The sequence below is a fragment of the Spirosoma horti genome, assembly GCF_054776595.1.
Window position 1 is genome coordinate 294,106 of the sequence record NZ_BAAHBQ010000008.1, and the last position, 14,196, is coordinate 308,301.

The 14,196-nt window shown below is 49.3% G+C and carries 11 protein-coding genes; 4 read left to right on the forward strand and 7 right to left on the reverse strand.

The annotated features are described in order from the left end of the window. Positions 1-4 precede the first annotated feature (4 nt). The gene (locus ACYVAM_RS24910) at positions 5-3,151 is read left to right on the forward strand and encodes an efflux RND transporter permease subunit (RefSeq protein WP_461072148.1); all 3,147 of its coding nucleotides are present in this window, start codon (positions 5-7) and stop codon (positions 3,149-3,151) included. 54 nt (positions 3,152-3,205) lie between these two features. Here the strand turns inward: ACYVAM_RS24910 and ACYVAM_RS24915 are convergent, their stop codons facing one another. The 3 genes from ACYVAM_RS24915 to rho form a co-directional block, all read right to left on the reverse strand. Beyond that, positions 3,206-4,045 (reverse strand): ThuA domain-containing protein, encoded by an 840-nt coding sequence (locus ACYVAM_RS24915; protein WP_461072150.1) that lies wholly within the window; start codon positions 4,043-4,045, stop codon positions 3,206-3,208. A gap of 146 nt (positions 4,046-4,191) precedes the next feature. Further along, positions 4,192-5,082 (reverse strand): sterol desaturase family protein, encoded by an 891-nt coding sequence (locus tag ACYVAM_RS24920; RefSeq protein ID WP_461072152.1) that lies wholly within the window; start codon positions 5,080-5,082, stop codon positions 4,192-4,194. Between the two features lie 147 nt (positions 5,083-5,229). Beyond that, positions 5,230-7,539, reverse strand: coding sequence for a transcription termination factor Rho (gene rho / locus ACYVAM_RS24925; RefSeq protein WP_461072154.1), 2,310 nt, complete (start codon positions 7,537-7,539; stop codon positions 5,230-5,232). Positions 7,540-8,064: 525 nt separating this feature from the next. Here rho and ACYVAM_RS24930 point away from each other — a divergent pair. The 3 genes from ACYVAM_RS24930 to lptC all read left to right on the forward strand — a co-directional run bounded on the left by ACYVAM_RS24930 (position 8,065) and on the right by lptC (position 10,895). Next, on the forward strand, positions 8,065-8,871 hold the full coding sequence (locus tag ACYVAM_RS24930; RefSeq protein WP_461072156.1) for a type III pantothenate kinase: 807 nt from the start codon (positions 8,065-8,067) through the stop codon (positions 8,869-8,871). Then, positions 8,828-10,132: a hypothetical protein gene (locus ACYVAM_RS24935; RefSeq protein ID WP_461072158.1), complete on the forward strand. Its 1,305-nt coding sequence runs from the start codon at positions 8,828-8,830 to the stop codon at positions 10,130-10,132. Before ACYVAM_RS24930 ends, ACYVAM_RS24935 begins: the two co-directional genes overlap by 44 nt. A gap of 172 nt (positions 10,133-10,304) precedes the next feature. Beyond that, positions 10,305-10,895 (forward strand): LPS export ABC transporter periplasmic protein LptC, encoded by a 591-nt coding sequence (lptC, locus tag ACYVAM_RS24940; RefSeq protein WP_461072160.1) that lies wholly within the window; start codon positions 10,305-10,307, stop codon positions 10,893-10,895. Positions 10,896-10,912: 17 nt separating this feature from the next. Here the strand turns inward: lptC and ACYVAM_RS24945 are convergent, their stop codons facing one another. The 4 genes from ACYVAM_RS24945 to recN form a co-directional block, all read right to left on the reverse strand. Then, positions 10,913-11,335, reverse strand: a complete 423-nt coding sequence (locus ACYVAM_RS24945) for a c-type cytochrome (protein ID WP_461072162.1) — start codon at positions 11,333-11,335, stop codon at positions 10,913-10,915. After that, positions 11,332-11,934: an SCO family protein gene (locus tag ACYVAM_RS24950; protein WP_461072164.1), complete on the reverse strand. Its 603-nt coding sequence runs from the start codon at positions 11,932-11,934 to the stop codon at positions 11,332-11,334. The genes ACYVAM_RS24945 and ACYVAM_RS24950 overlap by 4 nt, the downstream gene beginning before the upstream one ends. Positions 11,935-11,965: 31 nt before the next feature. After that, positions 11,966-12,421 (reverse strand): viral A-type inclusion protein, encoded by a 456-nt coding sequence (locus tag ACYVAM_RS24955; RefSeq protein WP_461072166.1) that lies wholly within the window; start codon positions 12,419-12,421, stop codon positions 11,966-11,968. 65 nt (positions 12,422-12,486) lie between these two features. Continuing rightward, positions 12,487-14,160 (reverse strand): DNA repair protein RecN, encoded by a 1,674-nt coding sequence (gene recN / locus ACYVAM_RS24960; protein ID WP_461072168.1) that lies wholly within the window; start codon positions 14,158-14,160, stop codon positions 12,487-12,489. Positions 14,161-14,196 lie beyond the last annotated feature (36 nt).

Here is a 14,196-nt window from a genome sequence, read left to right on the forward strand (position 1 = left end):
TCCCATGAACAAGTTCATCCGTAGTATCATCACCTTTGCCCTGACAAATCGCTTTGCCGTATTCTTTGGCATTGGCCTGATCATTGTCGGGGGCGTGGCCGCCTTCATGAATACGCCCGTCGAAACATTTCCCGACGTGACGAACACCAATGTCATTGTGATTACCCAATGGCCCGGCCGCTCGGCCGAAGAAGTGGAGCGGTTTGTTACGCTGCCCCTCGAAACCGAACTCAATTCGGTGCCCCGCAAGAGTACGCTTCGCTCGGTTTCGCTGTTCGGTCTATCGGTTGTAACGATGATCTTTGAGGATGGCGTCGACAATTTTACGGCACAGACCAACGTGGCCAACCGCATTGCCAGCGTTGACCTGCCCGACGGCGTAAGTGCCGAAGTAGAGCCGCCCTACGGCCCGACGGGTGAGATCTACCGCTTCACGCTCGAAAGCAAGACGAAAGACATTACCGAGTTAAAAACCCTGCAGGATTGGGTTATCGAACGGCAGATCAAGAGCGTGCCGGGCATTGCCGATGTGGTTAGCTTTGGGGGAAAAGTCAAAACGATCGAGGTTAGCCTGAACCCGACGTTGTTGGCTAATTACGGGTTCACCGCCCTGGATGTAGATCAGGCCATTCAGCAAAGCAACATCAACGTTGGGGGCGATGTGATCAAGCAGGGAAACCAGGCGCTGGTGGTGCGCGGTATCGGGTTGCTGACGAAGCCCGACGATGTAGCGGGCATCATCATCGACAACGTAAACGGCGTACCGATCAAAGTGCGTGATGTGGCTACGGTAAAAGAAGCTTTTCAACCCCGATTGGGCATTGTCGGGCGCGATAAGCAGGACGACGTTGTGGAGTGTATTGTTGTGATGCGCAAGGGCGAAAACCCGAACGACGTCATTCCGGCCCTGAAAGCGAAAATTGACGAGCTGAATAGCCAGATTCTGCCTAAAGATGTCCGAATCAAAACATTCTACGACCGCACGACGCTGAATAATTATACCCTGCACACGGTGGGTGAAAACGTGTTGACGGGCATTTTCCTGGTCACGCTCATTCTGTTGATTTTCCTGGCCGACTGGCGTACAACCCTCACCGTTGCCATTGTTATTCCACTGGCGCTGCTGTTTGCCTTTATCTGTCTCCGGCTAAAAGGAATGACAGCCAATCTGTTGAGTATCGGTGCGTTAGATTTTGGTATCATCATTGACGGGGCCGTTGTGATGGTGGAAGGTTTATTTGTTATGCTGGCACATCGGGCCGAACAGATGGGCATGATGAAGTTCAATCGCCGGGCTAAATTAAGCTGGATCGCCCAGAATGCCACGGAGTTGGGTAAGTCGATCTTCACCTCGAAAATCATTATTATCACGGCCTTACTGCCGATTTTTACGTTCCAGAAAGTAGAAGGTAAACTGTTTAGCCCACTAGCCTGGACCATCGGTTTTGCCCTGATGGGCTCGCTCATTGTCAGCCTTACATTGATTCCGCTGTTGTGCAGCCTGTTGCTGAACAAGAATGTCCGCGAGCGGCACAATCCGGTTGTGTCGGGTGTCGAGAAGTTGTATGTGCCTGCGCTGAACTGGGCCATTCGCCAGCCAGCGTCTATTATGGCAATTGCCCTGGGTTCGCTGGGTTTTTCGATTTACCTATTCCTGTTTCATATCGGGTCGGAGTTTCTACCCCAGTTGAACGAAGGGTCCATTTATGTCCGGGCCAGCCTGCCTTATTCGGTATCGCTGGATGAGAGTTATGCCTATACGCGCAAGTTTAGGGCCATATTCGACGAGTTTCCGGAAGTTCGGGGTGTAATATCCCAGACGGGTCGGCCCAATGATGGGACGGATCCAACCGGGTTTTTCAATAATGAGTTTTTCGTGGATCTCTATCCGAAAGAAGATTGGAAGCGGGACATTACCAAAGAGGAATTGGTGACTCAGATGCAGCAGAAACTGGCCCGTTTTCGAGGTGTTTCCTTTAACTTCTCACAGCCTATTTCCGACAATGTGGAAGAAGCGGTTTCGGGTGTAAAAGGCTCGATGGCCATCAAGATCATCGGGCAGGATCTAAACGTGCTGGATAAGGAGGCAACGAAAGTATTCAACGTCATGAAAAATGTGCCGGGCGTTAGTGATCTCGGCGTATTCCGAAACCTGGGCCAGCCTGAATTTCGAATTCAGCTTGATCCTCAGAAGCTTGCCCGTTACAACGTGCCAACCGATGTGGCACAGTCGGTCATTGAAACAGCTATCGGCGGTAAAACCGTTACGCAATTTTATGAAGGCGAACGCCGGTTCGACATTAAAGTGCGCTATGATGAGCGGTTTCGGTACTCACCCGATTTGATTGAGAATTTAATGGTTCCTACCCGTTCAGGCTCTAAAATTCCACTGAAAGAGCTGGCCGATATTGGCACCCGGTCGGGTCCGGCGTTCGTATACCGGGAGAACAATGCCCGCTTTATTGCCATCAAATTTTCGGTGCGTAACCGTGACCTGGGCAGCACCATTGCCGATGCACAACAACGGGTAAAACAACAGGTGAAGTTGCCCGATGGTTTTCAGATGCGCTGGGCGGGTGAATTTGAGAACCAGACTCGTGCCGAGCGCCAACTGGCCATCGTTGTGCCCATCAGCATTACCATTATTTTCCTGATTCTGCTGTTTACGTTCGGTAGTGCGCTCGATGCGGCACTCATCATCCTGAACGTACCGTTTGCCCTGATCGGGGGCATGCTGGCGCTCTGGTTTACGGGTATCAACTTTAGTATCTCCGCCGGGGTAGGGTTTATTTGCCTGTTCGGCGTGTCGGTGCAGGATGGCGTTATTCTCATCAATCGCTTCAAAGAGAACCTGCACAATAAACTGCCCATTAGCGAAGCCATTCGGGAGGGTGCTCTCACGAGAGTGCGTCCCGTGGTGATGACGGCCCTCATGGCTTCTCTCGGCTTGTTACCCGCGGCCCTCTCGACCGGAATCGGCTCCGAAACCCAGAAACCACTGGCTACGGTTATGATTGGTGGACTGATGACCTGTACGGTGTTATCGCTGCTGATTCTGCCGGTCACGTATGAGCTCATTCATAGCCGTAGGGCGCGTAAAGAACTAGCCCGTAAAGAAGCTAAAACCGTTGATATGCCGCACCATTCGTAAGAAAGTAAGTAAAAAAGAGGGGTCAGGTTTGAGAACCTGACCCCTCTTTTTTATTTACTTCTTGCCATTACCCAGCCACAGAAGCCCGTCAAGAATAAGCTGGTCCTGGACTTTATTGCCGAAGGTAAACGACAATTCTTTATCGGTTTTATGGTCGTAATCAATGTCGTTGTGCCCCATGTTGACGTACAGCATTCGGTAGTTTTTGTTGGTCCAAACCACCGGATAATAGCCGCTATGCCATATTTCGTGGGGCTTGGGACCCGTACCCAGCGGAAAACTGCTTGGATCGATCGACAACAGGATCTTGATGGCCGGGTTTGTGCGCAGATCATTGGTCCATCGATACCATTCATTTGGAGAGGATTTGAAAGTAGCTGGCAGGTGCTTTGTGGCCGGGTGATTGCGATCTTCTACGCGTAAAACAGCGGACGTAGGATGCCAGGTGTTGCTGGCATACGAACCTGAACCCAAAAACTCATTATGATACCAATCCCAGTTTTGGGGGTAGGCCGACGGAGTGAGGGCAAAAGCCGCAAAGTGAAAACCCATCCAGGCTCCTCCATTCGCCATGTATTTTTCGAAGGCCTTGCGCTGCTCGGGTGCTTCTGGACGGGTATCCAGGAAAAGAACAACCTGGTAGTGCGACAGGAATTCAGTATTGAGATTGGTCCAGTTTGTGGTTGAATCGTACGTGAAATTGTATTTGGGCCCCATCCGGGCAAACCATTTATTGGCCTCGTGTACGTAGCTGATGTGAGCTTTATCGTTCCTGGCGGTGTAAAAGGCGATGACTTTAAAGGCTGGGTTTTTACTTTCGGCCGTCTGGATAGAACCAATGACGAGGAGAACGAATAGGGTAAACAGGAGGGCTTTCTTCGTAAACAGAAGCATTAGTGAAGTAGAGGCTGTCTAAAGTCTAAAATGGGCAATTCGCTCCTTCATGGCGCCATCAGGGCGGTGAAGACAATGAACGCCTTTTCGACAAAAGTTAAACCGTGCCTTCTTCTTACTTGCTTTTCCTGAGTTAATGTGAAAAACTAGGCTTCTGATGCCGGTTCGGGAACGTTCGGCTGTTTGGCTCGAAGTTGTTGGGTCGTTTTCCGGGAACCATCGTGGCTCCAGCCCGGCGGGCCGAAAATATAACCCAAAGCGACCTTTACCGATGGTGACTTTCGGATATCCTGACCGATGGCCACCCACTCATGAAAGGCAATTCGTACGGGATTATGTGAATTGATATTGGTTGTCAGCCCATAGGTAGGGCGGTTTTTCTCCAACACAAACGTGCCAAACAGCCGATCCCAGATAATGAGGACGCCTGCGTGATTTTTATCTAAATAATCGAGGTCCGAGCCATGATGTACCCGGTGATGCGAAGGCGTATTGAAAATGAATTCGATGGGGGCGGGAAACTTATTGATGTGCTCGGTATGAATCCAGAACTGATACAATAAACTAATGGACTGCATCGTCATGACGGCTACCGGCGAAAAGCCGACAAGGGGCAACCAGATCCAAAACACAAAGGCTCCCGACAGATTGCCCGTCCAGGTTTGTCGGAGGGCCGTACCCAGGTTGTACTTCATAGACGAATGATGCACTACGTGCGACGCCCAGAAATACCGACTGCTGTGACTGATCCGATGAAACCAGTAATAGCTAAAATCGTCGGCAAAGAATAGGACTGCCCAAGCCCACCACTGCGTCATGTCGACCGTAAATAACCGGAGCTGATAAACCAGCGAATAGGTGCCAAAGACAAGTGCTTTCCCCACAAAACCGACAATGACATTTCCGATACCCATACTCAGGCTACTGGCCGTATCTTTCGTATCGTAATAGTCTTTATGCTGAATGGCCGTTACAACTACTTCGGCAACAAGCAGCAGAACAAAGCCGGGAATTGCATATTGAATGAGATCTCTCATAATTTTTCTAACTATTGTTCAAGTTAGAAATTTATCAGTAAGTACACAATTAGCGTGCTTACCGAAAAGGTGAATAAACAAAACAACAGGGAGTTCATAGAACGATGATCAGTCTATGAACTCCCTGTTGTTTTGGTGCTAAAAAGATTATCGGTTCATCGAAATGAGAAACTCTTCATTGCTCCGGGTGCCTTTCATGTGGCCGAGCAGGAAATCCATGCCTTCCATCGCATTCATGTCGGCCATGTGTTTGCGCAGAATCCAGACTCGTTGCAGTGTTTCTTTATCCAGCAGCAGATCTTCCCGACGGGTACCCGATGCCATCACATCGATAGCCGGGTAAACCCGCTTGTTCGCCAGTTTGCGGTCGAGCTGGAGTTCCATGTTACCGGTACCTTTAAATTCTTCAAAGATAACCTCGTCCATTTTCGAACCCGTATCGATTAGGGCGGTGGCGATGATGGTCAATGAGCCGCCATTTTCAACATTCCGGGCCGCGCCAAAAAAGCGCTTCGGCCGATGGAGAGCGTTGGCATCCACACCACCCGACAGGATCTTACCCGAGGAGGGAACGACCGTGTTGTAAGCTCTTGCCAGACGCGTAATCGAATCCAGCAGAATCACTACATCGTGGCCACATTCGACCATCCGTTTGGCTTTCTCAAGTACCATACTCGACACTTTCACGTGACGGTCAGCCTGCTCATCAAACGTCGAGGAAATGACCTCAGCATTCACACTACGGGCCATATCCGTTACTTCTTCAGGGCGCTCGTCAATCAGCAACACGATCAGATACACCTCGGGGTGATTCTTAGTGATGGCGTTGGCGATCTCCTTTAACAGGACGGTCTTACCCGTTTTAGGCTGAGCGACAATCATGCCCCGTTGTCCCTTACCAATAGGTGCGAACAGATCCAGCACACGCGACGAATAATTATCGGGGCGATTGCTCAGATGAAGCTGTTCTTCGGGGAAAAGAGGAGTGAGGTATTCAAAAGGAATCCGATCACGAATCTCTTCTGTTGTCTTGCCGTTAACTGTTGAAACACGCAGCAGGGCAAAATATTTTTCGCCTTCCTTGGGTGGGCGGATGGCACCGCGTACCGTATCGCCGGTTTTCAAACCGAATAGTTTGATCTGCGATGGCGATACATATATATCATCAGGGCTGGCTAAGTAATTATAGTCGGCCGAGCGCAGAAAGCCGTAGCCGCCATCCTGCATGATTTCCAGAACACCTTCGTTATCGATAATACCATCGAATTCACGAATGTGCTGATTGTATTGACGACGGATGCGGTTCTGGTATTCCTGAGCCTCCCGTGAGGCCTGTGGAATCTGAGGCTGAGCCGGTTGATCCGTTTGACCTGCTTCCGATTGAGGTTGCTGCCCATCCTGGGTTTCGGTTGGTGCGCCTGCTGGCTGGACCTCCGCAAGCGTATCAGTGGCTGCGGTAGCGCTGGCCGTTTGCATATTGGCCGCGTTATCTTCGGTAACCACCGTTGGCGTCATGAACTCTTCGTCTGCCTGACCACCGTAATTAAGACCTGTCTCGTCCGTCACAACGCGTTGTGTACGTGGGCGCTGATCGCGACGCTGGTTAGTATCACGCGAGCCCTCCGTACGGTCACGGTTGGCATCGAATCGCGGGCGGGCGTCCCGTGGATTGGATGACGCACCATCTGAACGCTGATTACGCTGCTGGTTTAGATCCTGCCGTCCGGTACGATCGTTGCGATCATTACGGATAGTATTTGTCCGGAAATTGCGGTCGTTTGGTGTCGACGTACCATCGCTATCCGTCCTATTTCGGGTGGATTGACTAAATGGATTTGTTCGCTGGTTTGGTGCTGTCCGTTCGCGGTTTTCGCGGGGTTGACGTATCGTTTGTTGGTCATTTACCGCGTCAGCGACGGTTTCGGCGGGTGCACTGCCATTACCTGTCGGTGCTGGTGTTGACTCAATGGTTGGCGTGTTATTCTCTGGCGTGGCGCTGTTGTCAGCCGACACAGGGTTTTCGCTCACTGGAGAAGCGGGTGCTTCCACTGGCGCTACTGGTTCGGCAGTGGCCGTTGGTGGCGAAACAACGTCCCGATCCCGGCGGCTACGTAACCGAGGTTTCGCCGTATCTGGAGTTGTGATTATTGTATCGTTATCGGCAGGCAGAGCTACCGGATTTTCTGCCGGTTGATCAGCGGGGCTGTCTATGGCTACTGAACTAACGGGTTGTGCATCAGGCGTAGTAACCGCTTTAGTACGACGTCCGCGCTTGGGGGCTTCCTCTGCGGGGGCTGTTTCTTCGGCAGCCGGGCCTGGGCGCTCGGATTGCTGCTTTATAATTTCGTAAACTAGTTTTTCCTTAGTGAATTTGCCAATGTTACGAATCCCGAATTGCTCGGCAATGGGGTGAAGCTCCGAGAGAAGCTTCATGTCTAATTCTTCTTTCTTGAACATAAAGGTCAGGTTAGCAATAAACCTTGAAAGGACCGCTGTAGCGGTAATAATGAAAGTTGGGAGTTGTTATATGATTGAAATGGCCGTTTTGGCGGTCAAGTTGGCATGTTAATGGATGCCCGCGAGAAGGGTAATTGATTTAATAAACCAAGTTAACCTCAACAAATTCAAGTAATTACGTGATGAAATAAATCAAAAATATGAATTGGGGTGATCTGCTTAATCCAAACACAACCACCTGGTGGGGCCAGACGTGGAGGTTGTTAAAACGTTTGGAAAACGGAGGCCTGCCGTAGCTACAGATTGCTGCTTTGGTAGAAGCACTACCCGCCGACCAGATTGATGGTAGCAAAGGTAGTATTTTGTTCCGGTTTTACCAACATAACGTTAGAGGCTAATAAATGTTTCCATTTTTTTGATATTATTCGAAATTCGTTAAAATATAATCTGTCGTTAAAAAAGCTTAAAACGAGGCCGCACGACAAATTTTGTCGTCTAAACAAGCGTTGACTCTACCAGATACGAATGGAAACAGAACAGCCGCATACCATTTTTTCGACAGAATTGAACCTGGTTATCGACTGGGGTAATTCGAGCCTGAAAACGGGCTGGTTTCGGGGGCAGGAGCTGGTTGACGTTAACCGGTATGAATCGCCCGATGCACTAATGGCGGACTTTAGCAGGCGTCCCGCCAGACACGTACTGGTCTCGTCGACGAGTCGTCCCGGTAGTGATATTCGCCGTCAGTTAACGGAGCTGGGTTCCGATTTCTGGGTGTTGGACAGCCAAACGGCTGTACCCATACGTAAAGGCTATGACACACCAGCTACCCTGGGTGCCGACCGGGTGGCGGCTGCAGTGGGTGCCGTTACGCTGTTTCCGGATCAGGCTTGTCTGATACTTGATCTGGGTACTTGCCTGACGGCCGATCTTGTCGATCAGGACGCTGTTTTTCAGGGGGGGCTGATTTCTCCCGGACTGCGGATGCGTTTTCGAGCCATGCACGAGCAAACCGCCCGCCTTCCACTCGTAGAGCTACCTACGGAGGTCGATCAGTTCTGGCCTACGCTAACGGCGAAGAATACCATCCAGGCCATGCAGAGTGGCGTACTGAACGGATTGGCGTTTGAAATGAATGGTATAATTGAAAACTATCGTCGGGAACGACCGGGGATTGTGGTTCTGGTGTGCGGGGGTGATGCGTCTTCCTTTGAAAGTCGTCTTAAACCGCCGATATTTGTGGTACCTGAATTGGTTCTGATTGGGTTGAATCGAATTTTAAGCTATAATGTTGAGAATTTACAAGCGAATACGCCAGACGTTAACGCATAGTTTGCTGGCTGTTGCCGCGACATCGCCGATGGTATTGGCGCAGGGATTAGGTAACTCCCCTTATTCTGCCCAGGGCATTGGTGAACTATACAGCCCCGGTAATATAACAAACATGGGCATGGGTGATGTAGGCGTCAGTAACGCCAATCCATTCTATCTGAATTTGCAAAATCCCGCTTTGCTGGCTCGTCGGTCGCGTTTTACCGTATTTGAAGTCGGCTTGATGAGTCAATCGAAAACCATCAAGCAAAATATTAGTAACGATCTGAAGACCCAGAGTAATTTCGCTGGTAACCTGGGCTATCTGGCGTTGTCTTTCCCAGCCAACAGCCGCTGGAACATCTCATTGAACCTGAAACCATACACGTACGTCAATTATAATATTCAACGCGTGGAGGCTGTGCCCGGCACGGCTTATACGGCTGTATACAATTACACGGGTAAGGGAGGGTTGAACAAGGCGACATTTGCCAATGGATTCCGACTGACAAAAAATATCTACGCGGGTGTTGAGGCTTCTTTTCTATTTGGGAACATCACCAACTCGTCAGATGCACGGGCGGCACTTAGTAACTCCGGAGATATACTCGTAACTCATTTAAATAGAGCCAATTATAGTGATATTGTTTATAAATTAGGCGCTGCCTGGCGGCCCAAACTGAATGATACATGGACACTTAACGTTGGAGCTACCTACGACCCCAAAATACGGGTTAAGGCAACGCAAACGGACATCTATCAGCAGACAACCCTATCTGGACAGGCTATCGCAGCGCCTGATACGGCGCGTCTCAATTCCAATGCCCTATCAACATTGCCCCAGCAGATGCATTTTGGCGTAAGCATTGAAAAAGGAAACACGTTACTGATTGGCGTGGACGCTGGCTTTCAGAAATGGAGTGAATACCGTACCGCTGACAACAAACCGGGTAATCTTGCCGATGCCATGAATGTTGGGGCCGGGGTGGAGTATACGCCGAAGCCCACATCGAACCGCTACCGTGATTTAATTACCTATCGGGCTGGCTTTCAGTATAATAAACTTCCGTACCAGACGAATGGCTCACAACTTACTGACATAAATGGTAGCCTGGGTGTATCCATTCCTCTGGGCGCTTATTATGTCAATCACGTAACGCTCTCGCTGGTTGGTGGGCAGCGGGGCGCGCTGACCGGTACGCAAATCAAGGAGCAGTACGTCCGAATAGGCATTGGCTTCTCATTGAATGACGTTTGGTTCCGGAAAACAGTCATTGACTAATTGTCCGGTTACCCATTGCGACTAAATAGCCTTTCTCGCTGATGAAAAGCAGATGTACGTAGACCATTTTCTGCGGACATCTGCTTTTTGTCTGCTGCCCGGTAGTAAACATCGGCGAATAAGGACCATTTTTGGGAAAAAGATAGTTTATCTGACAGCATCAACGACTTAAATGGAAAAAGTAGAATCCAGAAAGAAAAGCAGATGTACCGAAGGGCTGAGCGCTGTTTTTTACTCAGTGTTCATTATTCTTCTGGTGCTATCTCTGGCGGCCTGCGAAGAAAAAAAGCAGGCAAAAAAAGTAAATCCTTACTCGGGGCCCATTGAAGAAATCAATGATGTCAAGCTGCTTTATAGCGAAGCGGCTAAGTTAAAAGTCAAGCTGACTACGGCTAAGCAGTTTCGATATACGAATGAAGATCGACGTTATCCTAAACCGGTCTATATCATTTTTTATAGCCCGGCAGGGGAGGAAATTACGACCATCCGATCCGACTCCGGCCGTTATGACAAGGCCAAAGACTTGTATATTGTCATGGGGAATGTGGTCGTCGTTAACAAGCAAAAGCAGGAAAAGCTACTCACGCCGGAGCTAAACTGGAAACCACAAACCAAAAAAGTGTTTACCGATAAACGAGTGACCATTTTAAGCCAGTTAACCGGAGAAAAACTCTACGGGATTGGACTGGACGCCAATCAGGACTTTAGTCAATATTCGATCCGAAAGCCAACGGGCATATTCAACATGGAAGGCGGAATTTGACCTGTGTCGGCTAGTACTTACTTTTTGCACTCATTCAGAATGGGTGTAACAGCTTTTACATTCGTTAATTTCGTTTCTCCTCCCCATTCATTATACATATAGGTAATTAACTCAGCCACTTCCAGATCACTAAGCTGAGGCTGTGCGGGCATTGGCCGATTATAGGCCTTGCCATTGACCACAATACGGTCCTGCTGGCCATACCTGATCAGACAGATCACCTTGTTTTTGTTCACTAAATAATCTGATCCGGCAATGGGCGGATACAGGGAGGCAACTCCCTGTCCCTTGTCCTGGTGGCAGTTGGCGCAGTTGTTCTTGAAAACCAGAATGCCCTCTGTAATGTACCGCTGCCGCTTAATTTCTTCGTCGGTTTGACACGACAGAATGGTAATAATGACAAAAAGAATACCGATAAACCCGCTCTGGCGTTTGTTCATTGTTTATACTCGGCTAGCAACCGATTCATGTCGGTCATTAATTTGTCGACGCCAGCTTCGGTAGTACCATCATAAATTCCCCGTATGTGTTTGGCTTTGTCGACCAGAATAAATGCACCACTATGAACAACGCCCCCCGGCGCTGTTGAATCGGCCTGAGCCGTTACCATATAACTGTTCTGGCCGATGTCATAGATTTTTTCGCGGTCGCCGGTAACAAACAACCACTGCTTACCCGTTACGCCCAGATTTTGCGCAAACTCCTTGAGCACCGGTACCGAATCGTGCGCCGGGTCGATGGTGTGCGACAGCAGCATTACGTCGGGGTTACCCTTGAACTTCTCATAGACCCGTTTCAATTGCACCTTCATTTTAGGGCAAATTGTCGGACAACTGGTGAAGAAGAAATCGGCTACGTAAATTTTGTTATCGACGGTTTTAGCCGTAACGGTATCGCCGTATTGACTGACAAACTTGAAATCTGGAATGGACTGGTAAACGGAATCGGTCACGGATTTACCATCAACTGTTTTAGTAACGGCTTCCCGCTGGCCCAAAATGGGTAGTTTACCGTCTGTTGACTTACAGGAAGCAAGCATACTAAGCAGGCCGGCGATGACGAGCCAATTGTTATTTCTTCCCCAGAAACTGGCGAGCTTGTTCAATACTGGTATTGACTTTTGTTTTGACATCGGAAATTTGGTCTTTCTGACCGTTTAAATAGCGTAATGCATCGTCGGAGGATAGTTTAGCGAGCGTATCACCGTTGTAATGACCCATCCAATCCATCATCAGGCTATCGGCAACATCCAGATTGCGGTGCAATCGACTGGCTTGTTCTTTTTCTTCATCGGTGCGGAGGGTGGCCGCTGCTGAGCCGCTGGCTTTAAGACTGTCGAGGGAAGCGATGCGATTTTTTAACTGTTTTCGCAACTTCATGATGTCATCGATCTTGGGCATCACTTCGTCGTGAATGGCAAACACTTCGTTTTCTGTTTCTTTAACCGTATCATCGTCGGAATGGCAAGCGCCCAAAAAAACAGAAAAAGTAAGGAGACTGGTAAGCAGAAATAGGCGTTTATGCATTACAAATAGGTGGTTTATTCGATAGTATGACGTACGTTGCGTCAGGTCAGTTGACGCAACGTACGTCATCGGGCCGTTGAAGCGGCTCGTTGTTTCAGAATTTCACGAGCGTTCTTAAGCGCACTGGCCGACGGATTCTTACCGCCAATCATCTGGGCGATCTCATTGACGCGCTCCTCCAGAGTTAATTTTTTTATACGACTGACCGTTTTAGCCGCTGAGTGATCTTTGTAAACAAAGTAGTGCGCTGTACCCTGACCAGCTATCTGATGGAGGTGCGTGATAGCTATAATCTGGTGGTTATGAGCCATATCACGCATCATGTTGCCCATTTTAATCGCAATTTCGCCCGATACACCCGCGTCGATTTCGTCGAAGACGATGGTAGGTAAAGAGCGTTTGCTGGCCAGTATGTATTTGATGGCCATCATCAGCCGCGAAAACTCACCTCCCGATGCCACGTTTTTTAACTGTTGGGGCTTAACGCCTTTATTTGCACTGAATAGGAACGAAATCGTATCGACACCCGTAGTCGTGGGCTTACCGGTTTCGGCATGAATTTTCAAGGAGGCATTGGGCATACCGAGATCATTCAGCAACTGGCCGATTTGGGTTTCTATAGGTTGCAAAACAGCATTTCGGGAAGTCGATAAGGCGCTAGCGCTGCTTTGAAGCTGGGCACGGGCCTCGTCGGTCTGGGCTTTTGCATCCGCCAGGGCATCATCCAGATTTAACACTTTGCTCACTTTCAGGCCAAGCTCATTCCGCAACGCAATCAGAGCCGCCACGTCTTTTGCCTGGTGTTTGGTCTGAAGTTGATACATCAGATTCAGCCGTTCGCGAATGGTTTCGGCGCGGGTATCATCGATATCAACACGATCCTGTTCAACACTGATTTCATCCGCCAAATCTCGCAATTCAATCAGGCTGCTCTGTGCCCGTTGCAGAAGTTGCTCGTACTGATTCGACAGTTTACTGATATAGGCCAGGTTACTGACGGTACCTTTCAAAAAATCAATGACTGACTGTTCCGTATTATCCAGGTATTCATACGCTACCTGAAGACGTTCCTTTATGTCTTCGGCGTTTTCAAGTATTGTCAATTCCTGTTCGAGTGATTCCTGCTCATCGGGCAGCAACTGTGCTTTTACCAGCTCTTCGTACAGGAAGTTATTGTAGTCGAACTCCTTACGCATAGCCGATGCTTCGGTCTGTAGCTGATCGTAATGTGATTTTTTTGCCCGATAGGTTTGATAATCGGCCCGGTAGGCGCGGAGTTGCCCCTCGTTTTGGGCGTAAGTGTCCACAATCTCTAACTGATATTCATTAGAGCCGAGCAAAACCGAATCGTGCTGCGAGTGAATGTCCATCATCTGGCTTGTGACACGCCGAAGCGTTTCCAGATTGACGGGCGTATCATTGACAAACGCACGTGACTTTCCACTCACGCCAATCTCGCGACGAACAATGCAGGAATCCGAATAATCCAGTTCCTCTTCTTCAAAGATTCGTTCGATCTGGTAGCCGGAAACTCCAATGGTGCCCTCGATGATACATTTCTGTTCGGGGTTATACAGCACGCGCGTATCGGCCCGATTGCCAAGTAGCAATCCGATAGCCCCTAATATAATTGACTTTCCGGCTCCTGTTTCGCCCGTAACGATGTTAAGTTCTCGGTCGGGCGAAAGTTCGAGTTCGTCAATTAACGCATAGTTTTTTATGAGTAAATGCGAAAGCAAAATCAGTGATGGTTAGCAGTAAATAGGTAACAGCGA

Coding starts and splice junctions, on each gene's coding strand:
- ACYVAM_RS24910 (WP_461072148.1), top strand. CDS start 5: ATGAACAAGTTCATCCGTAGTATCATCACCTTTGCCCTGACAAATCGC.
- ACYVAM_RS24915 (WP_461072150.1), bottom strand. CDS start 4,045: ATGCTTCTGTTTACGAAGAAAGCCCTCCTGTTTACCCTATTCGTTCTC.
- ACYVAM_RS24920 (WP_461072152.1), bottom strand. CDS start 5,082: ATGAGAGATCTCATTCAATATGCAATTCCCGGCTTTGTTCTGCTGCTT.
- rho (WP_461072154.1), bottom strand. CDS start 7,539: ATGTTCAAGAAAGAAGAATTAGACATGAAGCTTCTCTCGGAGCTTCAC.
- ACYVAM_RS24930 (WP_461072156.1), top strand. CDS start 8,065: ATGGAAACAGAACAGCCGCATACCATTTTTTCGACAGAATTGAACCTG.
- ACYVAM_RS24935 (WP_461072158.1), top strand. CDS start 8,828: ATGTTGAGAATTTACAAGCGAATACGCCAGACGTTAACGCATAGTTTG.
- lptC (WP_461072160.1), top strand. CDS start 10,305: ATGGAAAAAGTAGAATCCAGAAAGAAAAGCAGATGTACCGAAGGGCTG.
- ACYVAM_RS24945 (WP_461072162.1), bottom strand. CDS start 11,335: ATGAACAAACGCCAGAGCGGGTTTATCGGTATTCTTTTTGTCATTATT.
- ACYVAM_RS24950 (WP_461072164.1), bottom strand. CDS start 11,934: ATGCTTGCTTCCTGTAAGTCAACAGACGGTAAACTACCCATTTTGGGC.
- ACYVAM_RS24955 (WP_461072166.1), bottom strand. CDS start 12,421: ATGCATAAACGCCTATTTCTGCTTACCAGTCTCCTTACTTTTTCTGTT.